General features: G+C 69.5%; 20 protein-coding genes. 10 read left to right on the top strand and 10 right to left on the bottom strand.

Annotation, left to right across the window (positions count from 1 at the left end; translation table 11 throughout):
- The first annotated feature begins 6 nt into the window (after positions 1 to 6).
- A complete protein-coding gene (locus R2J75_RS18345; protein WP_243332665.1) occupies positions 7 to 1,536 on the top strand; it encodes a methyl-accepting chemotaxis protein in 1,530 nt (509 codons plus the stop codon).
- Positions 1,537 to 2,339: 803 nt separating this feature from the next.
- Here the strand turns inward: R2J75_RS18345 and R2J75_RS18340 are convergent.
- The 5 genes from R2J75_RS18340 to R2J75_RS18320 are packed head-to-tail and all read right to left on the bottom strand — an operon-like array spanning position 2,340 to position 8,327.
- Positions 2,340 to 2,864, bottom strand: coding sequence for a DUF4149 domain-containing protein (locus R2J75_RS18340; RefSeq protein WP_316410757.1), 525 nt, complete (start codon positions 2,862 to 2,864; stop codon positions 2,340 to 2,342).
- A 2-nt stretch (positions 2,865 to 2,866) separates the two neighbouring features.
- A complete protein-coding gene (locus R2J75_RS18335) occupies positions 2,867 to 3,259 on the bottom strand; it encodes a type IV pilin protein (RefSeq protein ID WP_243332669.1) in 393 nt (130 codons plus the stop codon).
- Between the two features lie 50 nt (positions 3,260 to 3,309).
- Entirely contained in the window at positions 3,310 to 6,408 is a 3,099-nt protein-coding gene (gene infB, locus R2J75_RS18330) for a translation initiation factor IF-2 (RefSeq protein ID WP_243332670.1), read from the bottom strand.
- A 60-nt stretch (positions 6,409 to 6,468) separates the two neighbouring features.
- Positions 6,469 to 7,785, bottom strand: a complete 1,317-nt coding sequence (nusA, locus tag R2J75_RS18325; protein WP_243332672.1) for a transcription termination factor NusA — start codon at positions 7,783 to 7,785, stop codon at positions 6,469 to 6,471.
- Positions 7,773 to 8,327: a ribosome maturation factor RimP gene (locus R2J75_RS18320; protein WP_243332674.1), complete on the bottom strand. Its 555-nt coding sequence runs from the start codon at positions 8,325 to 8,327 to the stop codon at positions 7,773 to 7,775. The genes nusA and R2J75_RS18320 overlap by 13 nt, the downstream gene beginning before the upstream one ends.
- A 248-nt stretch (positions 8,328 to 8,575) precedes the next feature.
- On the opposite strand from R2J75_RS18320, the gene folD reads away from it, so the two are divergent.
- Both folD and R2J75_RS18310 read left to right on the top strand, forming a co-directional pair.
- Positions 8,576 to 9,481 carry a bifunctional methylenetetrahydrofolate dehydrogenase/methenyltetrahydrofolate cyclohydrolase FolD gene (gene folD / locus R2J75_RS18315; protein WP_316410756.1) on the top strand — a complete coding sequence of 302 codons (906 nt, stop codon included), beginning with the start codon at positions 8,576 to 8,578 and terminating at the stop codon, positions 9,479 to 9,481.
- A gap of 23 nt (positions 9,482 to 9,504) precedes the next feature.
- Positions 9,505 to 10,692, top strand: coding sequence for a DegT/DnrJ/EryC1/StrS family aminotransferase (locus R2J75_RS18310; protein WP_243332677.1), 1,188 nt, complete (start codon positions 9,505 to 9,507; stop codon positions 10,690 to 10,692).
- A 1,052-nt stretch (positions 10,693 to 11,744) separates the two neighbouring features.
- On the opposite strand, the gene R2J75_RS20020 is transcribed toward R2J75_RS18310, so the two are convergent.
- The 3 genes from R2J75_RS20020 to R2J75_RS18295 form a co-directional block, all read right to left on the bottom strand.
- Positions 11,745 to 12,095 carry a helix-turn-helix domain-containing protein gene (locus R2J75_RS20020; RefSeq protein WP_394365863.1) on the bottom strand — a complete coding sequence of 117 codons (351 nt, stop codon included), beginning with the start codon at positions 12,093 to 12,095 and terminating at the stop codon, positions 11,745 to 11,747.
- Positions 12,096 to 12,324: 229 nt separating this feature from the next.
- Positions 12,325 to 13,797: an HAD-IG family 5'-nucleotidase gene (locus R2J75_RS18300; protein WP_243332679.1), complete on the bottom strand. Its 1,473-nt coding sequence runs from the start codon at positions 13,795 to 13,797 to the stop codon at positions 12,325 to 12,327.
- A complete protein-coding gene (locus R2J75_RS18295) occupies positions 13,794 to 14,375 on the bottom strand; it encodes an SPOR domain-containing protein (RefSeq protein ID WP_243332680.1) in 582 nt (193 codons plus the stop codon). The genes R2J75_RS18300 and R2J75_RS18295 overlap by 4 nt, the downstream gene beginning before the upstream one ends.
- Before the next feature lie 88 nt (positions 14,376 to 14,463).
- Between R2J75_RS18295 and R2J75_RS18290 the strand changes: the two genes are divergently transcribed.
- Genes R2J75_RS18290 through nuoD form a run of 4 tightly spaced genes read left to right on the top strand, consistent with a single transcriptional unit; the run spans position 14,464 to position 17,182 of the window.
- Positions 14,464 to 14,847: an NADH-quinone oxidoreductase subunit A gene (locus R2J75_RS18290; RefSeq protein WP_243332682.1), complete on the top strand. Its 384-nt coding sequence runs from the start codon at positions 14,464 to 14,466 to the stop codon at positions 14,845 to 14,847.
- 1 nt (position 14,848) lies between these two features.
- Positions 14,849 to 15,457 (top strand): NADH-quinone oxidoreductase subunit B, encoded by a 609-nt coding sequence (locus tag R2J75_RS18285; RefSeq protein ID WP_243332684.1) that lies wholly within the window; start codon positions 14,849 to 14,851, stop codon positions 15,455 to 15,457.
- A gap of 17 nt (positions 15,458 to 15,474) precedes the next feature.
- Entirely contained in the window at positions 15,475 to 15,972 is a 498-nt protein-coding gene (locus R2J75_RS18280) for an NADH-quinone oxidoreductase subunit C (RefSeq protein WP_243332685.1), read from the top strand.
- Entirely contained in the window at positions 15,965 to 17,182 is a 1,218-nt protein-coding gene (gene nuoD, locus R2J75_RS18275; protein WP_316410754.1) for an NADH dehydrogenase (quinone) subunit D, read from the top strand. The genes R2J75_RS18280 and nuoD overlap by 8 nt, the downstream gene beginning before the upstream one ends.
- Here the strand turns inward: nuoD and R2J75_RS18270 are convergent.
- Entirely contained in the window at positions 17,157 to 18,395 is a 1,239-nt protein-coding gene (locus R2J75_RS18270; protein WP_243332694.1) for an MFS transporter, read from the bottom strand. The genes nuoD and R2J75_RS18270 overlap by 26 nt on opposite strands.
- Positions 18,396 to 18,577: 182 nt before the next feature.
- On the opposite strand from R2J75_RS18270, the gene R2J75_RS18265 reads away from it, so the two are divergent.
- From R2J75_RS18265 to R2J75_RS18255, 3 genes are read left to right on the top strand one after another with little or no spacing between them, the layout of a single operon-like run.
- Positions 18,578 to 19,798 carry an efflux RND transporter periplasmic adaptor subunit gene (locus R2J75_RS18265; protein WP_243346874.1) on the top strand — a complete coding sequence of 407 codons (1,221 nt, stop codon included), beginning with the start codon at positions 18,578 to 18,580 and terminating at the stop codon, positions 19,796 to 19,798.
- Complete coding sequence (locus R2J75_RS18260; protein WP_243332699.1) at positions 19,798 to 21,024, top strand: ABC transporter permease; 1,227 nt, start codon at positions 19,798 to 19,800, stop codon at positions 21,022 to 21,024. Before R2J75_RS18265 ends, R2J75_RS18260 begins: the two co-directional genes overlap by 1 nt.
- Before the next feature lie 8 nt (positions 21,025 to 21,032).
- Entirely contained in the window at positions 21,033 to 22,325 is a 1,293-nt protein-coding gene (locus R2J75_RS18255; protein ID WP_243332701.1) for an ABC transporter permease, read from the top strand.
- Positions 22,326 to 22,334: 9 nt separating this feature from the next.
- Here R2J75_RS18255 and R2J75_RS18250 read toward each other — a convergent pair whose 3' ends face one another.
- On the bottom strand, positions 22,335 to 23,114 hold the full coding sequence (locus tag R2J75_RS18250; RefSeq protein ID WP_243332703.1) for an N-acetylmuramoyl-L-alanine amidase family protein: 780 nt from the start codon (positions 23,112 to 23,114) through the stop codon (positions 22,335 to 22,337).

Below are 23,114 nucleotides of genomic sequence, written 5' to 3'. Positions count from 1 at the left end.
TGGCTGATGAACAGGCAGAAGCTCGCTTTCAAGATCTTCCTTTCCGTCGGGGCCGTCCTGGCCGCCGTGATCGTGGCGGTGATCTGGGTGGTGAGCGCCCGGGAGGAGGGTCTCCTGGAAGCGGCCTTCGCCGACAACCTCACGACGCTCTCGGTGGCCTCCCGCAACATGTTCCACCAGAGCGCGGAGCAGTACTGCGCCGCGCGGGGCATGACCTACCACCGGGTCGACCCGTCCCGGCTCAGCCAGGGCCCCACGGGCCAGGTGGAGCGGGCGGCGCTGGACGCCTTCCACGGCAATCCCGCGCTGGACGCCTTCTCCGGCGAGTACCGGGGGGAGAAGGGTGAGGAGTTCAAGTACGTGCTGGCCCCGGCGCGCCTGAAGGAGGAGTGCGTCCTCTGCCACACCGCCGTGGGCCTGGACACGTACAAGGACCGGAAGCTCGGCGACATGGTGGGCCTGTTCGGGGTGTCCGTCTCCACCGAGGAACTGCAGCGCGGCGTGCGCCGCACCCGCCTCGTGGCCACGGGGGCGGGCCTGGCCCTGCTGGCCGTGGTGAGCCTCCTGGTGACCACGTCCGTGAAGCGCCATGTGCTCCGGCCCCTGGGCGGGCTGTCGGAGTCCTTCGGCCGCATGGCCCAGGGGGACCTGCGGGCCCGGGCCGAGGTGGCCAGCCGGGACGAGATCGGCCAGCTGGCCGGGTCCTTCAATGCCATGGCCGAGCAGCTCAGCGGCGCGCTTCAGCAGGTACGGCAGGCCTCCCAGGAGGTGGCCTCCGGCAGCGTCCAGCTGGCCGCGAGCGCGGAGGAGATGAGCCGGACCGTGGCCGAGGTGGCGGGCACGAGCCTGGACCTCAAGGCCTCCGGCCGCGGCGTCCAGGAGGCCCTGCGGCGCCTGGACGCCAACGTGGAGCGCATGGCCGGCGAATCCCGCCACACGGGCGCCGAGGCCGACGCGGCCGTGGCGGACACGGACAAGGGCGCCCAGGAAGGCCGGGGCACCTCCGAGGGCATGCGGGCCATCCAGGACGCCACCACCCGCATCGTCAGCGCCGTCCAGGCCATCCAGGGCATCGCCCGCCAGACCAACCTCCTCTCCCTCAACGCCGCCATCGAGGCCGCCAAGGCCGGGGCCGCGGGCAAGGGCTTCGCCGTGGTGGCCGAGGAGGTGCGCAAGCTGGCCGAGCGCAGCGCCCAGAGCGCCCGGGAGATCGAGGGCATCATTCGCGTGACCGAGGACGCGGTGGCGAGCGGGGACACCTCCGTCCGCACCACCCTCGCCCACCTGGAGGCCATCCGCCGGCGCATTTCGGAGATCGCCACGCGCATCCAGGGCATCGGCGGGCTCAGCCAGGAGCAGGCGGGCACCAGCCAGGCCGTGGGCCGCCTGATGGACGCCACCACCCTCCAGCTGGACCAGAACGCCGCCGCCGCCCAGCAGATGGCCACCGCCGTGAAGGAGGTCGCCCGCACCGCCGAGGACCTCTCCCAGGTGGCCGAGGGCCTCAAGACCGTCGTGGGCCGCTTCCGGCTCTAGTCCTGGAGGTCGATCGAATCACCGGAACGATCGGGTCCCGTTCCTTCGTAACGGCAAGGGTAAGTAAACAACCCGTACACCGAGTGCGCCGAGATGCGGAGTCACGCGGAGTCGGCTTCGCGGTTCAGCACGCCGACCCATACCGCCCAGGCCCTGGCCCGCTCCTGCGGGCCGCGATGCTGCGCATCGCTCGGCTGGGGGCTCCGGGCCTTCCGCAGGCACGCCTGCGGGTGCCCTGCGCCCCCAGCCTTGGACGGGCCTGGGTTTGAGGTTCGACCCGCCGCCGACCAGCTCCAGGTGGGTTACAACCCCGTCCGGCGGTGGCGAAAGGCCAGCCTCACGGCGGAGCGCAAGGTTCAACGGGCAGGCCCAGACGTTGAGAAGCCGTCCCACCTCCTTGGCTTCCACGATCCCCGGGTCATCGATCATGGGATCGAGCAGGTAGGAGTCGGGAATCAGAAGCCCCTCGAAGGTGATGTCCAGGTGGACTTCCAGCAGGTCGGCGTGTGTGCCCGAAACCGAGGTTTACCGAGCCGGCTGAGCCCAGGCCCGTCCAAGGCTGGGGGCGCAGGGCACCCACAGGCGTGCATGCGGAAGGCCCGGAGCCCCCAGCCGAGCGATGCGCAGCATCGCGGCCCGCGGCAGCGGGCCAGGGCCTGGGCGGAATGGGTCGGCGCGGTGGATCGCGAAGCCGGCTCAGCGCAACTCGGTGTCCCGGCGCACTCGGCGTACGGGTTCTTTACTTACCCTTGCCGTTCCGAAGGAACGGGACACGATCGTTCCGGTGATTCGAGCTACCGCCTTTAGCGGCCAGGCTCCTGATCGGCCCTGCGGGGGAGGGCCGCGACCCCGGCGGCCAGGCCCAGGGCGAGGAGGAGGCGGATGAACATCAGCTGCCGGCTGATGGCATGGGCCTTCTGGTAGGCGATGCGATCAGGGTGATCCTGGGGCAGGGTCTCCACGGGCGCGGCCATGCGCGCGCGGGTGCGGCCGAGGCTCGCGGTGACGATCCATTGGCTGGTGAAGGTCATGAGGAGGGCCACCAGGAGGGCGGCGGCCCACAGGCGCTGGGGACCGACCGGGGCGTCCTCCCGCACCTCCTGGAGCCAGCGGGGGAACAGGGCCAGGATCAGGGCGGCGCCGAAGGCCACCCAGGCGGCGATGTCCAGCCGATTGACCACGCGACCAGCAATGGCCCCGGCCACGTCCCGGCTCGGGAGGGTGGAGAAGAGCAGGGGGGCGACAAGGAAGGCGAAGCCCAGGACCATGCCGACCCAGAGAAGCAGGCAGGCAGCAGCCAGGGCGTCGAACCGGGCGAGTTTGCGCATGGTCACCACTCGTTGTAGGGGATCTGGTTCTCACCGACGTCGGTGGAGCCGCTCCGGATCCGGAAGATGCCCACTTCGGCGTCGGGACTGTCGGGGTCGGGGGATTCGAACTCCGTCACCCAGGTGTCCTTGGACTGGGTCATGGGGTCCACCGGGATGTCCCGGATGTAGCCCTGGTCCCGCAGCGCCGAGATGGAGGTGGGGTACTTGCCCTTGTCCGCCCGGAATTGCTCCAGGCAGTGGTTGAGCTGGAAGAGGTCCTCCTTGAGGACCGCCTCCTTGGTCGCTCTGGTGTGGCGCCGGTACCCGACGATGCCCACCGTGGCCAGGATGGCCATGATGGTCATCACCGTGAGCAGTTCGAGAAGCGAGAAACCCCTTTGACGACCGTGCATGCTTGGACCTTACCAGAGTATGCGCCCAGGGGCGGCCAGGTTCACCGGAATCAGGAAAGGCTGGTGGCGGCCACCTTCTCCCGGGTGAAGAACTCCAGGATGTCGCCTTCCTTCAGGCCCGTGAAGCCGTCCAGGTCGATGCCGCAGTCCAGGCCGTTCTTGACCTCCGAGACCTCGTCCTTGAAGCGCTTGAGGGTCTTCAGGCTGCCTTCCCAGAGGACGTCGGTGCCGCGCTTGACGCGGACCCTGAAGGCCTTCTGGACCTTGCCCTCGGTGACGAAGCTGCCGGCGATGACCGACTTGCCGACCTTGAAGATCTGCCGGACTTCGGCGGCGCCCTGGATGGTCTCGCGCTCCTCGGCGTCCAGCAGGCCCATCATGGCCGCCGTGATCTCCTCGGTGACCTTGTAGATGATCTCGTGGAACCGGATGTCCACGCCCTCTTCCTGGGCCAGCTCCTCCGTCTTGCGCTCGGCCTTGACCGAGAAGGCGATGATGGTCGCCTTGGAGGCCTCGGCCAGGAGCACGTCGTTCTCGGTGACGGTGCCGGCGGCGGCGTGGATGATCCGCACCCGCACCTTCTCCGTGGAGAGGCGCTCGAGGCTGCCCACGAGGGACTCGACGGAGCCCGAGGTGTCGGCCTTGATGATGAGGGGCAGTTCCTTGATCTGGCCTTCCTTGAGGGTGCTGAAGAGGTTCTCCAGGGTGACGCGCTGCTTGAGCTGCGCGGCGGCCTTGGCCTTCTCCTGCCGGAAGCTGACGATGGTGCGGGCCTTGGACTCGTCCTCGACGACCTGGAGGTTGTCGCCCGAGACGGGGACGGCCTCGAAGCCGAGGATCTGGACGGCCATGGAGGGGGTGGCCTCCTCGACCTTGTCGCCCCGGTCGTTGAACATGGCGCGGACGCGGCCCATGGTGGCGCCGGCGACGAAGGTCTCCCCGGCGCGCAGGGTGCCCTGCTGCACGAGGACGGTGGCCACGGGACCGCGGCCCCGGTCGAGCCGGGCCTCCAGGATGCTGCCGGCGGCGGCGCAGTCGTAGACCGCCTTCAGGTCCTTGAGGTCGGCCACGAGCAGGAGGGTCTCGAGCAGGAGGTCGAGGCCCTGCTTGGTCTTGGCGCTGACGTGGACGCAGGGGACCTCGCCGCCGTAGGCCTCGGTCTGGACGCCGTACTGGAGGAGCATCTGCTCGACCTTGTCGGGGTTCGCGCCGGGCTTGTCGATCTTGTTGACGGCCACGACCATGGGCACGTCGGCGGCCTTGGTGTGGTTGATGGCCTCGATGGTCTGGGGCATCACGCCGTCGTCCGCCGCCACCACGAGGATGACGATGTCGGTGACCTTGGCGCCCCGGGCGCGCATCTTGGTGAAGGCCTCGTGGCCCGGCGTGTCGATGAACACCACCTGGCGCTCCTTGCCCTCGCCGTCGTGGACGTCCACGTGGTAGGCGCCGATGGCCTGGGTGATGCCGCCGGCCTCGCCCGCGGCGATCTTGCTGGTGCGGACGGCGTCCAGGAGGGAGGTCTTGCCGTGGTCGACGTGGCCCATGATGGTGACCACGGGCGGACGGCGGAGCTTCTCGCCCTGGACCTCGCTCGCTTCTTCAGCCGCCAGCTGGACGTCCTCTTCGAAGGAGACGATGTCGGCCAGGTAGCCGAACTCACGGGCGATTTCCTTGGCCAGCTCCGTGTCCAGGGGCTGGTTGATGGTGGCGAAGACGCCCCGGTGCAGGAGCTTGGCGACCACGTCCTTGGCGGGGCGGTTGCACTTCTCGGCGAGCTCCTTCACCGTCACGCCCTCGGAGAGCATCACGATGCCGATCTCGTCGGCCACGTACTCCGTGGCGATCTGCTGGGCGCGGCTGCGGGGCTGCCGGAGCTTCAGCTCCAGCTCCTCGGCGACCTTCTCGGCCTTGGAGCGCTTGTCGTCCTTCTTCTTGCCGGTGAAGTGGCCGCCGCGGCCGGGGCCCTTCTGGGCGTTGGGATCGATGGAGGTGGTGGTGGGCAGGCTCGGGCCGCGGCCAGGGCCGCCGGGCCGGCCGGGACCGCCAGGACGGCCGGGGCCGCCGGGACGGCCGGGACCGCCGGCGCGGGGGCCGCCAGGACCGCCGGGACGGGGACCGCCGGGGCCGCCAGGCCGACCGGGGCCGCCGGGACGGGAGCCGGGGCCGGGACGCTGACCGCCGGCCGGACGGGCCTGGGGCAGCTGGATGTAGCGGGCGGGCTCCTGGGGCTTGGGGGCCGGCGCCGGGGTGTCCGACATCTTGATCCGGGTGAAGCCCGTGTCGGGCCTCAGCTCGGTGATGCTGGGCGGAATGAAGGGACGGCGGGCGGGCTGCTGCGGCTGGGCCGGCTCGTGGCGGACCTCCCCCTTGCCGGTGTTGGAGGCCATGGGGAGCACCGTCTTCTCGGGCTGGGGCTGGCCGGAGCGCTGGACCTGGGGCTGCTGGCCGGGCCGCTGGATGACGGGCCGGGCCCCGGCTTCGGGGCGGACCTTGGCGGCGGCGGGCTGGGGCAGCTGGATGTAGCGGGCCGGTTCCTGGGCCTTGGGGGCCGGGGCCGGGGCCTGGGAGACCCGCAGGCGGGAGAACTCGGGCTGGGCGGGGACCTGACGGGCGGGCGCCTGGGTGGGCGCGGGTCGGGTGGGCGCGGGCTGCGCTGGCCGGGGGGCGGGAGTGGGCTCGGACTGGCGAGCTACCACGGGCGCGGCCGGGGCGGGTTCCTTGACCACCGGGGCGGCGGGGGCGGGGGCCGGCACTACGGGCTCCTTGGCCACGGGTTCGGCCTGAGCCGGCGCCGGGGCGGTGGGCTCCTGGGCCACGGGGGCCGGAGCAGGCGGAGGCGGAACCGGCGCGGGGGCGGGTTCGGCCTTCTTGATGAGGACCGGCGGGGCCGGGGGCGGAGGCGGCACGGCGGCCGCGGGGGCCTGGGCCGGCTTCACGATGCGCACGGGGGGAGGCACCGGCTTGGGGGCCGCGGGCTCCTCGGAGCCGCCCTTGCCCGTCATGACGCGCCGCAGCGAGGACACCTGGTCATCGGTCAGGTTGGAGCTGTGGCTCTTGCCCTGGATGTTCAGGCGCTTCTCGAGGGCCTCGATGACCTCGTGGTTGCTTACGCCAAGCTCTTTGGCTAACTGGTTGATGCGCAGCATGAAGGGGCATACCTCGATAGGTGGAAGGGACGGAAGGGGCGCGGGGGGCGGACCCCTGGGCTACTCTCCGAACCGGTCGTGCACGGCGTCGATGAGTCGGATGGCGAGATCCTGGTCCATCCCTTCGATGGCGAGCAGTTGCTCTACCGTCACAGTGTACAGGGATTTGGCGTCCAGATGGCCAGCGTTGGCGAGGTTTTCGACGAGCTCCTCGGTGAGTCCCTCGATGGGACCCAGCTCCTCGAGCAGGCGGCTCTGGGGCCGGACCTCCTCGGTGAAGGCGGGGGCGGCCAGGGCCTGGCCCATGGCCGCCTCGGTGTCCTTGCGCTTCTCGGCCTCGGAGCGGACGTCGATGTTCCAGCCGGTCAACTTAGCGGCAAGGCGGACGTTCTGGCCCCGTTTGCCGATGGCGATGCTCAGCTGCTCGTCGTCGACCACGACCTCCACCCGGCGGTGCTCGGGGTCGGTGACGGTGACGCGGAGGGCCTTGGCCGGGTTGAGGGCGTTGGCGATGTAGCGGCTGTTGTCGTCGTCGTAGCGGACGATGTCGATCTTCTCGTTCTTGAGCTCGCGGATGATGGCCTGGACGCGGCTCCCCTTGAGGCCCACGCAGGCGCCCACGGGATCGACGTCGGGATCCAGGCTGTGGACCGCGACCTTGGCCCGGTCCCCGGCCTCGCGGACGCAGGAGCGGATGACGACGGTGCCGTCGTGGATCTCGGGGACCTCCTGGTCGAAGAGCTTGATCAGCAGCCGCGGATCGGTGCGGCTCACCTGGACCTGGGGATCCTTGGCGGACTTGTCCACCGCGGAGATGACGACCTTGATGCGCTGGCCCTTGTCGAAGCGGTCGCCGCGGAGGGCCTCGCTGCGGCGCAGCATGGCCTCGACCCGGTCGACCTCGAGGATGATGGCGCTCTTCTCGAAGCGCTTCACCTCGCCGACCACCACCTCGCCGATGCGGTCGGCGAAGTCGGTGAAGATCCGGTCCCGCTCGGCCTCGCGGACCTTCTGGACCAGGACCTGCTTGGCGGCCTGGGCCGCGATGCGCCCGAGCTGGGAGGTGTCCTGGGGGAGCCAGAGGGTGTCGCCCTCGGCGGCGTCGGGATTGAGGGCCTGGGCCTCCTCGAGGCTGATCTCCAGGTCCTCCTCCTCGACGACGGGGACGACCTGCTTGAGGGCGTAGACGTGGAACTCGCCGGTCTCGCGGTCCATCTGGGCCTGGAAGTTGCCGTAGAAGTCGAAGCCCTGGAAGTACTTCTCCGCGGCCTTGACGAGGGACTCCTCGACGGCCTTGAAGACCTCCTCTTCGGGGATCCCCTTTTCGGCCGCGATCATCTTCACGCTGTCGAAAAAGCTGGTAGCTACGAGTGCCATGCTGTCTCCTCGCCGGCGCTTTTCTCTACGCCGGCATCCAGGGGTTGTTCCGGCGCATGCCGGGGTTTCGGCGCCTTCTCCTCGTCGAAGGGCGCCAGACGCGCTTTCTGGACCTGGTCCAGGGGGATGGTCTTCAGGACGCCGTCCTCCTCCACGGTCACGGCCTCGTCGGCCACGGCCTGGATCCAGCCCTTGAACCGCTTCTGGCCCGCGAGGGGGGCCAGGGTCTGGATGCGGCAGAGGCGGCCCATGAACCGGCGGTAGTGGGCGGGCTTCACCAGGGGACGCTCCAGGCCGGGGCTGCTGATCTCGAGGCCGAAGGCCTCGCGCAGGCTGGGGAACTCCACGTCGAGCCAGGCCACGAGGCCGTCGTTGGCGGCGACGCAGTCGTCCAGGGTGATGGGACGGGCGCCGTCCAGGTGATCGATGTAGAGGCGGAGCACCTCGTCCCGGCCCTCGCGGGCGGTCTCGAGGCAGACCAGCTCGAAGCCCAGCAGGCCGAGCTGGCGTTCGATGGGTTCCTTGAGCTTCTTGAGATCCATGGGGTACCGGGGGAAAGGCTGGGGGAGGCGGGACGGACCCACCCGACACGTCTCTTTCAAGCTCCGGGTGCAGCGGCCGGTATTCCACCGATTGCCCTTGAGCCCGGAAGATCCAGGCCGAATTCAGCAGGAAAGATTATCGCCCTTTGGTCCTATAAACAAGGAAATAATCCTTGAATTCCAAACCATCCAGGCCTCCTGGCGGGGAGGAGCTTGTGGGAACATGGGGGGGTGACGGAGACGCGACCATGACCCTCATCCTGGACGGCAAGGCCCATGCGGAACGCATGCTCGCGGAGGTGGCCGCGGGCGTCGCCGACCGGATCGCCCGGGGGCACCGCCCCCCGTGTCTCGCGGTGGTGCTGGTGGGGGAGGATCCCGCCAGCCATGTCTACGTCAGGGGGAAGGTGGCGGACTGCGCCCGGACCGGGATCCGGTCCGTGGAGCACCGGCTGCCGGCCGAGACCCCCCAGGCGGACCTGGAGGCCCTGGTCCGCACCCTCAACACCGACCCCGCCGTGGACGGCATCCTCGTCCAGCTCCCGCTGCCCGCTGGCCTGGACGCCAAGCGGGTCCTGCACCTCCTCGATCCGGCCAAGGACGTGGACGGCTTCCATCCCGTGAACCAGGGCCTGCTCCTGGAGGGCCTCCCCGGGCTGCGCCCCTGCACCCCCTCGGCATGCATGAGCCTGCTCAAGGCCCACGGCATCGATCCCAAGGGCACCCGCGCCGTCGTCCTGGGCCGCAGCGAGATCGTGGGCAAGCCCATGGCCCTCATGCTCCTGGAGGCCCACGCCACCGTCACCATCGCCCACAGCCGGACCCGGGACCTGCCCGGGCTCTGCCGCGAGGCCGACATCCTGGTGGCCGCCGTGGGGCGCCCGGGGATGGTGGAGGGGAGCTGGGTCAAGCCCGGGGCCGTGGTCATCGACGTGGGGATCAACCGCGTCGAGGACGTGGCCCTCGGGGAGCGCATCTTCGCGGCCGATCCCGCCCGGCTCGCGACCCTCAAGGCGAAGGGCGGCGTCCTGTGCGGCGACGTCCGCTACGCCGAGGCGGCCCTGGTGGCCGGGGCCATCACCCCCGTGCCCGGAGGGGTCGGCCTCCTCACCCGCGCGGGCCTGATGGCCAACACGCTGCAGGCCTGCCGCTGAACACGCAAGGAACCGGAGGAACCATGACCTACAAGCGCCGCGAGGCGTTCCTGCCCTTCACCCGCCCCATGGTCGGCCAGGAGGAGATCGCCGAGATCATCGATTCGATCGAGAGCGGCTGGCTCACGACGGGCCCCAAGGCCGCGAAGTTCGAGGAGGCCCTCCAGGCGTACAACGGGATCCCCCACGTCCTGGCCATGAACAGCGCGACCACGGCCCAGGAGATCACCATGCAGTGCCTGGGCATCCAGCCCGGGGACGAGGTGATCACCACGGCCCTCACCTGGGTCTCCACCCTGAGCACCATCATCCTCCAGGGCGGCATTCCCGTCCTCGTCGACATCGACCCGGTCACCCTCAACCTGGACCCCCGGGGCCTGGAGGCGGCCATCACCCCCCGGACCAAGGGGATCATCCCGGTCCACCTCACGGGCCTGCCCTGCCCGATGGACGAGATCTGGGCCATCGCGGAGCGGCACGGCCTCTGGGTCGTGGAGGACGCCGCCCAGGCCATGGGGGCCTCCTACCGCGGCCGGAAGATCGGCGCGGACCCGCGCTCGGTCTTCTCCGTCTACAGCTTCCACCCCAACAAGAACATGACCACGGGGGAGGGCGGCGCCATCGCCTTCCACGACGCCGCGCACGAGCCGCGCATCAAGCGCCTGCGCTTCCACGGCATCGAGCGGGACGCCTGGAAGCGGTTCGCCAAGGAGGGCAGCCCCCACTTCGACGTCACCGAGCCCTCCCGCAAGGCCAACTTCATGGACATCCAGGCCGCCATGGGCCTGCACCAGATCAAGAAGCTCGACGGGTTCAACGCCCGGCGCGGCGTGCTCTTCCGGCGCTACCTGGAGCTCCTGGCCGACCTGCCCGAGGTCGTCCTCCCCTCGCCCGGGGACGACGTCCACGCGCACTGCTTCCACCTGTTCGTGCTCCGCATCCGGCCCGAGAAGGCCGGCATGGACCGCGACGCCTTCGTGGCCCGCCTGAAGGACGAGAACATCGGCACGGGCATCCACTACCGCCCCGCCCACGTCCATTCCTTCTACCGCGACTTCTACGCCGCCCATCCCGGCGCGCTGCCCAAGGACGGCCTGCCCCACACGGAGTGGAGCGGGGAGCGCCTCATGAGCCTGCCCCTGTGGCCGGGCCTCACGGAGGACGACCAGGACCAGGTGGTGGCGGCCATCCGCCAGATCCTGGCGAAGTAGGCGATCCGGACCAACCTGGAGGGGGTGGACCCGCACGTCGCCCCCTTCGCCCTCCTTTGCCTTCTTCAAGCGCCGGCCCCGCCCCGGCCCGCCTGGGTGGAGTCCCTCCCCGAGGCGCCGGGGCGGATCTATGCCCTGGGCACGGCGGAGCTGGGCGACCAGGAAGGGCGGGCCATCGCCCAGGCCTCGGACCGCGCCCGCTTCAATGTGGTGGCCCGGCTGGGGGCGACGGTGCGGGGGGAGACCCGGGTGGCGACCCGGCTGGTGGAACCCCGGGGGGCCGGAGCGAGCGGGCGCCAGGTGTGGGAGGACGTGCAGGTCGGCGCCGCGGCCGTGGACCTGCCCGGCCTCGGGGTGGCCCGGACCTTCACCGACAGGGCGGCCCGCACGGTCTTCGCCCTGGCCTACCTGGACCTCGACCAGGCCCGCCGGGCCCTGGCCGTTCGCTTGGATCGGCTCCGGGAGGCCCGGCTCCGCCTCGGGCCCGAGGTGAGCCGCCGGGCGCTGTGGCGGACGCGGCAGGCGGCTTCGGACCTGGACCGCCTGGCGCTCGACGCCGAGCGGCTGGAGGCCGGTCCGGACTTATTGGCGGCCATGCGCGCGGAGCAGGCGGTGGTGGCGGCGCGCCTGGAGGAGCTGGGCCGGGCGCCGCTGCCCCCCCTGGACCTGGCGAAGCTGACCCTGGCCCTGCGCACCAACGCCGAGTTGCCCCCCGGCGTGGAGGCCTACCTCCGGGCCCTGGCGGCCAGCTGCGGGCCGACGCCCCGGGATGCGGCGCCCGACCTGGTGCTGGACCTGGCCTTTTCAGGCGGGGCGGCGGGGCCGGCGTTCATCTTCGCCAGCCCCGACGGCGCCCGCGGGGCCACCTACCACCTGGAGGCCCGGGCCACCCTCCTGGACGGGGGCGGGGCCGCCGTCACCCGCCCGGTGCCCATCGTCCTCGTCCAAGGGGAGACGCCCGAGGGCCTGGTCCAGCGGTTCCGGCACCAGATGGACCGTTGGCTCCCGCGGCTCCTGGATGAGGCCAAGGCGGCCTGGCGGAGGGGAGGCTGCTACTCGAGGACGACCCAGACGCGCCGGCTGTCCTTGACGCCCTGCACGAGGCTCATCATGGCCTCCGAGAGCTGCTTGCCCTTGGAGGAGCCGTCGGCCAGGTCGACGACCATGACCACGTCCTCGCTGCCGGCCGGCAGGCTCACGCTCCGGGGGAACTCGCGATCGACCTTCGCGGATTCCGGGTGCGAGGGCGGATCCGGAATCTTGAAGCCCGTGCCCGCCTCCAGGGCCTCGGTGCTCGTGCGGAACAGGGAGGCCAGCGCGACGATGGCGGAGCCCGAGGGCTTGATCTTGTCGCGTTCCCAGAAGGAGATGGAGGCCTGGTCCACGCGGAGGGCCTCGGCCATCTCCTCCTGGGACCATCGCCAGGTAAGTCGTACGGCCTTGATCCGGTCACCCAGGGTAGCCGTGGAAAGCGGGGCTTCGGAATTGGAATCGAATCGCTTCAATTTGGACGCTCCTGGTTTCATGACAGCATGACTAAATGCCCTACCTTATGCAACGGCACGGGTCTTTGATGAACAGAAACTGAAGCCTGTTCCATGCATTTTCAAGACCCGCCCTGGTGAAAAAGCTTCAGGCCTGCTCGTGCGGAAGTGTCGGAACCGGTGCATAAAGTGCGGTTGAGGGATCAACCATATACAGGTTACTGATCCGCCCAGTGTACGCGCAAGCATAGGTTTGGATCTGGTCGGCAAAGCGGGTTTGGTCGTAACCGTCCCGGAATATGCTTCCCCAGGGGCGATTGAAGGTGGCCTCCAGACGTTCGTCCAGCTGGGCGATGCGGGCGCTGTCGCGGGCGGCCGCCTCCAGGCGGGCATCCCGTTCCGACCGGAGTTGGACGGCTTCTAAGTCGAGCGCGTGCATGGCTTCAGGAGAAAGACGCCCGGAGAGGAGGTGGCGGTGCTCCCGGTTCCGCTTCAGGAGGTTGTCCAGGAAACCGGCCCGGAGTTCGGATTTCCTCCGGTCGGCTTCCAGGCGCATGAATTCCTGCAGTTCGTGCGCCTGCTCTTCGAATTGCTCCAAAGTCGCTGTGAGTTCTGGGATTAGAAGCATGGTGTGCCAGCTGACGTTCTTCTTGGAGCGGAGGATGTCGCCGTAGATGTGGTCGCCCACGTACAGGATCTCCTCCCCCCGGGCATCCAATAATTCTTCCATCCAGAGGGCATTGCCGCCCCGGTAGGCGGCCGTCTGCCCGGGAAGGGGTTCGGGCTCGGGCGTTTCCAGGAAAAAAACGGGCTTCCGGGCACTTACGACGACCAAGTCGAAATAATCGGTCCAAAGCGGCCGGCCCGGATCCTGGCCGTCCAGCAAGTAGCTGAGCACGCCTTGTGTAAAACTCCATTCACTGTTGCTGACGACGAAGAGCTTTTTACCCGCCCGCTTCCACCGGTCCAGGGCCGCGGGCAGGTCCGGGTCCCTTATGATGAACAAATCAAGATTTCCCAGGATCTCGGCTTTCATGACGCCCAGGCGGTGGGCGGAATCGATGGCCCAGCGGACATCCTGGAAGAGGAGGAGGGGGTCCTTACCCGGCAGACGACCCGCCTCGGCCGCGTCCACCAGGACGGCGTAGAGGTGGCATTCGGGGATCTCGAACAGGGTGTCGATGCTCCGGTAGCTGCCGCCCCGGCTGATCAGCCGCCGGCGTTCATAGGTGGCGTCGATCTCCTCCCGGGTGAGGGGCCGGGTGCCATGGGACGCCCGGACCACCTGGCGCTCGCTGTTCAGCTTGAGCAGATTGCCCCGCCCGCCGTCGAGCACCAGCCCGCGGATGGCGAAGGCGGGGTCGAAGCGGGTGTCGAGGAGCCAGGCGGGGTAGCCCTTCTCCGCCACCAGGAGCCGGACGGAGTGCTGGTAGGCCAAGTCCTCGATCTCGGGGGACCGGTAGTGGCTCAGGGTGTAGTCCATGTCGAACCCGACGGCCTTCACGTCCCGGAAGTGGAGGTTCCGGAGGGGGAAGATGCGCCGGGCGTGGGGGATCTCGGTGGGGCCTTCCTGGAGCGCGGGGCGGGGGGTGGGCAGGAAGGAGGGGATCAGGTTCTTCATGGTTCCGCCCGGACGGCGAAGGGCTTGAATCCGTGGTTCTTCAGCTTCTTGGCTGTCGCATCGGCCACGGCGCGCTTGGCCGCCGGTTGGACCCGGACCTTGTACAGATTCTTTTCATGGACCGTCTGGGCCTGGAAGCCCGCGGCCCTCGCCTTGGCCAGCATGGCCTTGGCCTCCGCGGCGTCCGGGGTCGACACGATCTGGAGGACCCAGAGGCCCTCGGCCTCCGCCTCCTTGGCCGGGGCCGGCTCCGGGTCCTTGCGGGCCGGTTCGGGCGCGGCGGGGGCCTTCGTCTCGGCCGGCGCCTCGGGCTTGGGCTCGACCGGCTTCTGGGGCTTGGTGAAGCCGGCGCCAGCGCCCGTCTGTTCCAGGGCCTTGAGCTGGTCGGCCAGACTCGCGGGCAATTCGTCCAGTTCCTCCCCAGCGCCCTTGGACAGGGGCCGGCGGAGGGCGGCGCTCTGCTTGCCGACCTGCACGCCAAGCACGTAACAGAGGGTCAGGAGCCCCACCCCCACCGCCGTCACCAGGAGGATGGCCTGCCGGCTGAGGACGACGGTCTGGGAATCGCGGATGGCCATGGGGGGGATTATAGCGAGGAGCCCGGGGCAAAACCCCGGCACTTGAGGCTATGATCATGGATTGGCGCTCCGACGCCCCGGAACCCCCATGACCGACACCTCCCACCCCTTCCTGCCCGTTCTGCTGCTGCTCCTGCTGGCGGCCCTCGTCGGCGCCGCCATCCTGGTGGTCTCCGGCAAGATCCTGCCCGGCCTCCTCAAGCCGGAGAACCCCCAGCCCTACAAGCTGACCCCCTACGAGTGCGGCGCCCCGCCCCTCCAGGAGGGCGCGCGGCACCGCTACAGCATCAAGTTCTACCTGGTGGCCATGCTCTTCATCCTGTTCGACGTGGAGGCGGCCTTCCTCTTCCCCTGGGCCGTCCAGTACAAGGCCCACCTCTGGACCTTCTGGGCCTGCCTGAGCTTCGTGGCCACGCTCCTGGTGGGTTACGCCTACGCCTGGGGCAAGGGCGCCCTGGAATGGGAGCGCTGACATGACCGGCATCCACCTCGACGATTCGGTGATGACGACCCGGCTCGACGCCGTGGTCAACTGGGCCCGCAAGAACAGCCTGTGGCCGCTGCCCTTCGGCACCGCCTGCTGCGCCATCGAGTTCATGTCCATGATGGCCAGCCGCTACGACTTCTCCCGCTTCGGGGCCGAGGCCCTGCGCTTCTCCCCGCGGCAGAGCGACATGCTCCTCGTCCTGGGCACCATCACCAACAAGCAGGCCCCCATCCTGCGCCAGGTCTACTCCCAGATGGCCGAGCCCAAGTGGGTCCTGGCGGTGGGCGTGTGCGCCTCCAGCGGGGGGATGTACCGCACCTACTCCACCCTGCAGGGCATCGACCGCGTGGTGCCGGTGGACGTGTACGTCCCCGGGTGCCCGCCCAGGCCCGAGTCCATGATCTACGGCGCCATGAAGCTCCAGGAGAAGATCACGCAGGAGACCCTCAAGGGCCGGCGGGAGCACATCGAGCGGTTCTACGCGTCCATGGCCCGGCAGGAGGCCCTCCAGGAGGCCCGGGGCCTTTCCAATCACCAGGTGGTCCGCGAGATGGTGCTGGCCGCCGGTGAAAACGGCGATCAACGGATCTGGTGAGCTTCGAGGACGCGCGCATGGTGACTGAACGCATTGACGAAATCCTTCCCGGGGCCGTGCTGGACAGGCACGCCTTCCGGGGCGACCAGACCATCGTCGTCGGCCGCGACCGCTTCCTGGAGGTGATCGACCTGGTCTACCGGGAGGGGTTCCAGCTGCTCCTCGACGTGACCGCGGTGGACGGCGGGCAGCGGGATCCCCGCTTCGACGTCGTCTACCACCTCCTCAACCTGGCCAGCCAGGAGCGCCTCCGCATCAAGATGCGGGTGGGCGAGGGCGAGGCGGTCCCCAGCCTCGTGAGCCGGTTCAAGTCGGCGGACTGGGCCGAGCGGGAGACCATGGACATGTTCGGCATCCCCTTCGAGGGCCACCCCGACCCGCGCCGCCTCCTGATGTGGGAGGACTTCCCGGGCCACCCCCTGCGCAAGGACTTCCCGCTGGACGGCGGGGACGTGTTCTGCAGCCAGGACATCGGCGCCTCCTATTCCCCCGACGCGAGATCCCTCAATGTCTAAGACGATGGCACCCAACCCCACCGCCCAGGCCTCCGACGGCGACCGCATGATCGTCAATATGGGGCCCTCCCACCCGGTCACCCACGGGACCCTCCACATCGTGCTGGAGCTCGAGGGCGAGATCATCGTGAAGGCCACCCCCCAGATCGGCTACCTCCACCGGGGCGTCGAGAAGCTGGGCGAGAACCTGACCTACCAGCAGTTCATCCCCCTCACGGACCGCCTGAACTACTGCAGCTCCCTCATGAACAACGTGGGCTACACCCTGGCGGTGGAGAAGCTCCTGGGCGTGCAGGACCCGCCCCGCTCGCGGGTGCTGCGGGTGCTCTGCTCGGAACTGGCCCGCATCGGGGACCACCTGGTCTGCATCGGCATCAACGCCGTGGACATCGGCGCCTACACGGCCTTCCTCTACATGTTCAAGGAGCGGGAGACCATCTACGACCTCTTCGAGATGATGGCCGGCCAGCGCCTGCACTCCAGCTTCACCCGCATCGGCGGCCTCTTCCGGGACATCCCGGCGGAGTTCGAGCCCCTGTGCGGCCAGTTCCTCGAGAGCTGCGAGCGCACCATCGACGAGATGGAGAAGCTCCTCACCCACAACCCCATCTGGGCCGACCGCACCAAGGGGGTCGGCGCGATCACGCCCGAGAACGCCATCAACTGGGGCTACACGGGCCCCTGCCTCCGCGCGGCCGGCGTGGCCCACGACCTGCGGGTCGCCCAGCCCTACCTGGACTACGAGACCTACCAGTTCGACATCGCCGTCGGCACCACCGGCGACGTCTACGACCGCTACCTGGTCCGCACCGAGGAGATGCGCCAGTCGCTGCGGATCGTGCGCCAGTGCCTGGACCGGCTCAAGGAGATCGGGCCCGGCCCGGTCATCGTGGACGACTACAAGGTCGCCCTGCCGCCCAAGGAGAAGGTCTACACCCGCATGGAGAGCCTGATCCACCACTTCAAGCTCATCATGCACGGCATCGAGATGCCCGTGGGCGAGGTCTACTCGGCCACCGAGGCCGCCAACGGCGAGCTGGGCTTCTACATCGTCTCCGACGGCACCAAGAGCCCGTACCGCATCCACGTGCGTCCGCCCTGCTTCCCCATCTTCAGCTCCTTCGACGAGCAGGTGAAGGGCCGCCTCATCGCGGACGCCGTCTCCGTCCTCGGCGCCATGAACATCATCGCGGGCGAGATGGATCGCTGAGCCCCGCCGGGTCCTCCTCCGGACGGGGGTAGGCCGCGGCGAAGGCGAGGGCCCCGGCGACGCAGCCGAGGCCGCCGAGGGCGACGGTGAGGGGGGCCCCCAGCCTGTGGGCCAGGAGGCCCATGACGAGCGCGCCGATGGGCATGGCCACCGTGAAGGTCATGGCGTGGAAGGCCATCACCCGGCCCCGCATGGCGTCCGGGATCAGCATCTGGACGAGGGTGTTGTTGCTCGTCATGTGGGAGACCATGGCCATGCCCGCCGGGACCATGAGGACCATGGAGAGCCAGAAGACCCTGGAGAAGGCGAAGGCGGTGAGGACGATCCCCACGGCGGCGGCGCCCACCCAGGCCGTGCGCTCCAGGCCCGCGTGCCCCTTCCTCCCGGCCAGGGCTGCGGCGCCCAGGACGGCGCCGAGGCCGGAGGCGCCCATGAGGAGGCCCAGGCCCCTGGCGCCGCCCTTGAGGATGCTGTCCGCGAAGATGGGCATCAGCACGGTGTAGGGCATGGCCATGAGGCACACGACCCCCAGGAGCAGGAGGAGGAGGCCCACCCGCCGGTTCGCGGCCACGAAGCGCAGGCCTTCGGCGATGTGGGTGAGGACGGGGGGATGGTCGTCCCGGGACACCCAGGGCGGGAGGTCCATCATGGCCAGGCCGGCGATGACGGCCAGGAAGCTGACGCCGTTGGCCAGGAAGCACCAGCCCTCGCCGATGGCCGCCACCAGGAGCCCCGCCACCGCCGGGCCCAGGACGCGGCTGCCGTGGAAGATGGAGCTGTTGAGCGCGATCGCGTTGGGCAGATGCTCCCGGTCCACGGTCCGGGCCACGAGGACCTGGCGCCCCGGCAGGTCGAAGGCGTTGATGACGCCCAGCCCCGTGGCCAGGGCGAGGATCTGCCAGGGGCGGATCCACCCCGTCAGGGTCAGCGCGGCGAGGACGAAGGCCTGCGCCATCTGGAGGGCCTGGGTGAGGATGAGGAGGCGCCGGGGATCGACCCGGTCCGCCAATACCCCGCCGAAGCTGCCCAGGAGGAAGATGGGGATCTGGCTGGCGAAGGCCACCAGGCCCAGGAGGGCGGCCTTGCCCGTGAGGCGGTAGACGAGCCAGGACAGGGCGACGCTCTGCATCCAGGTGCCGATCAGGGACACCAGCTGGCCCATGAAGAAGAGGCGGAAGTTGCGGAACCCGAGGGATCGCAGGGATTCAGGCATTCGGGACATGGCGCTCCGGCGGGCCCGGGGGGCCCCTTCGATCATAGGACGCCGGACCGTCCGGAATATTTGCAAAAGTGCCGTCCGCGGGCAGAACCGCTCCCGGTCCCCGTGGTTAACTAAACGAACGACCCCGGCCCTCCGTTTATTGTCCATGGGCCGCGGTCCGGGAGGTCGTTTCGATGAAACCCAAGCAGATGTGGATTCTTGGCGGCGGATTGGCCGCCGTCGTGGTCATCGGGATCGCGGCCAGCCGCGGTGACAAGGGCCTTCCCGTCCAGGTCGCCACGGTCGCCAAGGAGAACATCCAGGCCAAGGTGAGCGCCAACGGCAAGGTCCAGGCCGTCAAGAAGGTGGACATCACCGCCAATGTGATGGGTCCGGTCACCCAGCTCAAGGTCAAGGAGGGGGACGTCGTCCGCAAGGGGGACCTCCTCCTGGAGATCGACCCCGTCCGGTCCAAGGCCACGGTGGCGAGCCTCCAGGCCTCGTACCAGGCCACGAGCCACGATTTCGAGACGGCGAAGGCCCGGCTGGAGCAGGCCCGCTCCGACTTCCGGCGCGCCGAGGCGAACCACAAGGCCGGCATCATCTCCCAGAGCGACTACGAGCAGTCCTCCACCGCCTTCCGCACCGCCCAGTCCGCCTTCGCCGGCGCCCAGCAGCGCGTGGACCAGGCCAGGGCCGATCTCGCCGGCGGCCGGGACACCCTGAACAAGACCCGCATCACCGCCCCCATGGACGGCGTCGTCACCGCCAAGCGCATCGAGCTGGGCGAGACCGCGGTCATCGGCCTCCAGAACCAGCCCGGCACCGTGCTGGTCACCGTCTCCGACATGAACAAGGTCGAGGCCGAGATGGAGGTCGACGAGGCCTCCATCCCCACCGTCCGCCTCGGGCAGGAGGCCCAGGTCCGCATCGACGCCTACCCCAACCAGGTGTTCCAGGGCGTGGTCACCGAGGTGGGCGGCAGCCCCATCGTCCAGACCAGCACCAACGAGGCCATCAAGTTCAAGGTCAAGGTCCAGATCAAGAACCCCCCTATCACCATCAAGCCCGGCCTCTCGGCCCAGGCCGACATCTTCACCGGCAGCCGCGACAACGTCCTGGCCGTGCCCCTCCAGGCCCTCGTGATGAAGGAGATCAAGCTCAAGCCCGGGCAGACCTTCAAGCCGGGCGAACCCCGCGAGGAGGAGGGCGTCTTCGTGATGGAGGGCGGCAAGGCGGTGTTCAGGCCCATCAAGACCGGCCTCACCGGCGACATGAACGTGGAGGTCGCCAGCGGCCTCAACGGCGGCGAGAAGCTGGTGATCGGCCCCTTCAAGGTCCTGCGTGACCTCAAGGGCGGCGAGGACATCCGCGTGGAGAAGAAGAAGGCCGCCGCGCCCAAGAAGGAAGGCTGATGAAGCTGTACGAGCTGGTCCTCTCCGCGCTGAGGGCCCTCAAGGCCCACAAGCTGCGGAGCTTCCTCACCCTGCTCGGGGTGGTGATCGGCGTGACCACGATCGTGGGGGTCGTCGGGGTGATTTCCGGCCTGGACGCCTTCGTGAAGGAGAAGGTGATCACCTTCGCCCCGGAGGTGTTCATCATCGACCGGTTCGGGATCATCCAGTCCCAGAAGGACTTCATCCAGGCCCTCAAGCGTCCCCTGATCACCTACGAGGACTTCGAGCGCCTCAACGCCGCGGGGCTGCCCCACGTCTCCCAGGTGGCGACCCGGGCGGTGAAGTCCATGAAGGTCACCGCCGGCGCCCGGCACCTGTCCAACACCCTCATCGTCGGTTCCACGTCCAATTTCGCCACCCTCTTCCGCTTCGAGTTCGAGGCCGGGCGGTACTTCACCCAGACCGAGGACGACATGGCGGCCAACCTCGCCGTGGTGGGGGCGGACGTCAAGGACGAGCTGTTCCCCGGGGTCGACCCCATCGGCCGGACGATCCTCATCGGGGGCCTCCCCTTCCGGATCGTCGGCGTCTTCCCCCGGCAGGGCTCGTCCATCGGGTTCAGCCGGGACACCGTCGTGTGCATCCCCATCCAGGTCTACCGGAAGAACTTCCTGTCCGCCAAGGATTCGCTCCAGATCTCGGCCCAGGCTTCGGGCGGCGTCGAGGGCCTGGAGGAGGCCCTGGACGAGGTCCGGTCCTTCATGCGGGCCCGGCGGCACACGGCCTTCCGGGATCCGGATCCCTTCGGCCTCCTCACCCAGGATTCCCTCCAGGAGCTGTGGAAGCAGATCAGCCAGGCGGCCTTCATCCTCATGCTCCTGGTCTCCTCGGTGAGCCTGGGGGTCGGCGGCATCGTCATCATGAACATCATGCTGGTGAGCGTCGTGGAGCGGACGACGGAAATCGGGATCCGCATGGCATTGGGGGCCCGCAAGCGGGACATCCGGCGGCAGTTCCTCCTCGAGGCGGCCATCCTGAGCCTGGTGGGGGGCGTCGTCGGCATGCTCCTGGGCTCCTTCGCGACCTGGGTCGTGCGGGTGGCGGCGGGCTTCCCCGCCGTGATCACGCCGGGCATCGTGATCTCCAGCATCGCCGTTTCCACCCTGATCGGGCTGGCCGCGGGCTTCCTGCCGGCGCGCAGGGCCTCCAACCTGCCCGTCATCGACGCCCTCCGGGCCGAATAGGGGACGGCATGTTCAAGGCCATCCGAAACAGCCCCTTCCTCCACGCCCTGGGCCGGGAGAACGTTCTCTTCGCCTTCCGGGCCATCGTCTCGCAGAAGCTGCGCAGCTTCCTGACCCTGCTGGGCATCGTCGCGGGGGTGGCCACGGTCATCGCCATGGTGAGCTTCGTGGCGGGGTTCAACGAGGCCGTCACCGGGGCCTTCTCGGCCTTCGGGACGACCCTGGTCCAGTTCCAGAAGTACGAGCCGCGCTTCGGGGGGCCTCCGGGGCTCATCCCCGAGGACCAGCGGCGCCGGCGCGACCTGACGCTGGAGGACGCCGCGGCCCTCAAGCGCCTGGCGACCCTGGCGGGGGCGGTCTCCCCCGAGCGGTACTACCAGGCATCGGGCACCGGGGCGGTGAAGAACCGCCAGGGCACCGAGGCCAACGGCCCCACCATCGGCGGCGTGGTCCCCGACTACCTCACGGCGAACAACAGCACCCTGGAGGACGGCCGGTTCATCTCCGAGACGGACCTCACCCACGGGGCCCACGTGTGCGTGATCGGCTGGGACGTCGCCAAGCCCCTCTTCCCCGGGCGCGATCCCATCGGCCAGGAGGTGCTGGTCGGCGGCGTGGCGCTGCGGGTGATCGGCGTGCTCGAGAAGAAGGGCTCCCAGATGGGCGGCAGCGCCGACAACCTCATGCTCATCCCGCTGACGGTCTTCGACGAGATGTTCCCCCAGATCAAGAACGGGCGCGGCGACACCCTCCACATCGCCACCGTCCCCCGGGACCCGGAGCAGGTGCATGAGATGACGGACCAGGAGGTGGCCATCCTCCGCGCCCACCGCGGACTCAAGGCCCACCAGCCCAACGACTTCGCGATCCGGACCTCCGAGGAGGGCCTCCAGACCTTCCAGCAGGTCACCGGCGGCGTGACGATGGCCATGGTCCTCATCGCGGCCATCGCCCTCCTCGTCGGCGGGGTCGGCATCATGAACATCATGCTCGTCAGCGTCACCGAACGCACCCGGGAGATCGGCGTCCGCAAGGCCCTCGGGGCGACCCGCAAGGACATCGCCGCCCAGTTCCTGGTGGAGGCGGTGGCCCTCACCTGCACGGGCGGGGCCGTGGGCATCGCCGCCGGCTTCGGCATCGCCTTCCTCGTGCGGTACGCCTTCGACTTCCCCGCGGCCGCCCCGCTCTGGAGCGTGGTGCTGGGCTTCGGCATCAGCACGGCCATCGGCCTGGGCTTCGGCCTCTGGCCCGCGATGAAGGCCGCCGCCCAGGATCCCATCGACGCGCTGCGCTACGAATGACCCGCGGCGTCAGCCCTGGGGACGCCGGCGGGGGGTGGCCTCCACCCCGGCGAAGTAGTGGCGGATGCCCTGGGTGATCGCCTGGGCCGCCTTCCTGAGGAAGATGGGATCCCGGGCCCGGGCCTCCTCCCGCGGGTTGGAGATGAAGACGGTCTCGACGAGGACGGCGGGCATGGCGGCGCCCCGGAGCACGACGAAGGGGGCCTGCTTCACGCCCCGCTGGCGGACGCCCCCCAGGCGGTTGAGCTGGGCCTGGATGGCCACGGCGAGCTTCTCGGATTCCCGGAGGTAGGCTTCCTGGGCGAGGTCGTCCAGGATGCCGGCCACCACATTGGCCGGATCGGGGCTCAGGGGACCGGGGCCGGCGCCGTTCTCCTGGGCCGCGATGGCGGCGGACTCCCGGTCCCCGGCGCCCAGGCTGAGGAAGTAGACCTCCGACCCCTTGGCCGCTCGGGTGCGGGCGGCGTTCAGGTGGAGGCTGACGAAGAGGTCGGCCCCGGCCTGGTTGGCCATGCGGGCCCGGTCCCAGAGGGGGACGAAGGCGTCGGCGTCCCGGGTGAGCCGGGCCTCCATGCCCGAGGCCTCCAGCTCCCGCGCCAGGGCGGCCGCGAGGTCGAGGACGGCGTCCTTCTCCCGGAGGCCCCGGGGCCCCTTGGCGCCGGTGTCCTCCCCCCCGTGGCCCGGGTCGACGTACACGACGAGCCGGGCCCCCTCCCCGGGGCGCTTGGGGGTTTGGGCGGGAGCCAGTAGGCTGGTAAGCAGCAGCGGAATGATTCCGTGGAGTTTCAA

The organism is Mesoterricola sediminis (assembly GCF_030295425.1).
Taxonomy (GTDB): domain Bacteria; phylum Acidobacteriota; class Holophagae; order Holophagales; family Holophagaceae; genus Mesoterricola; species Mesoterricola sediminis.
This window is presented reverse-complemented; position numbering and strand designations above follow the sequence as displayed.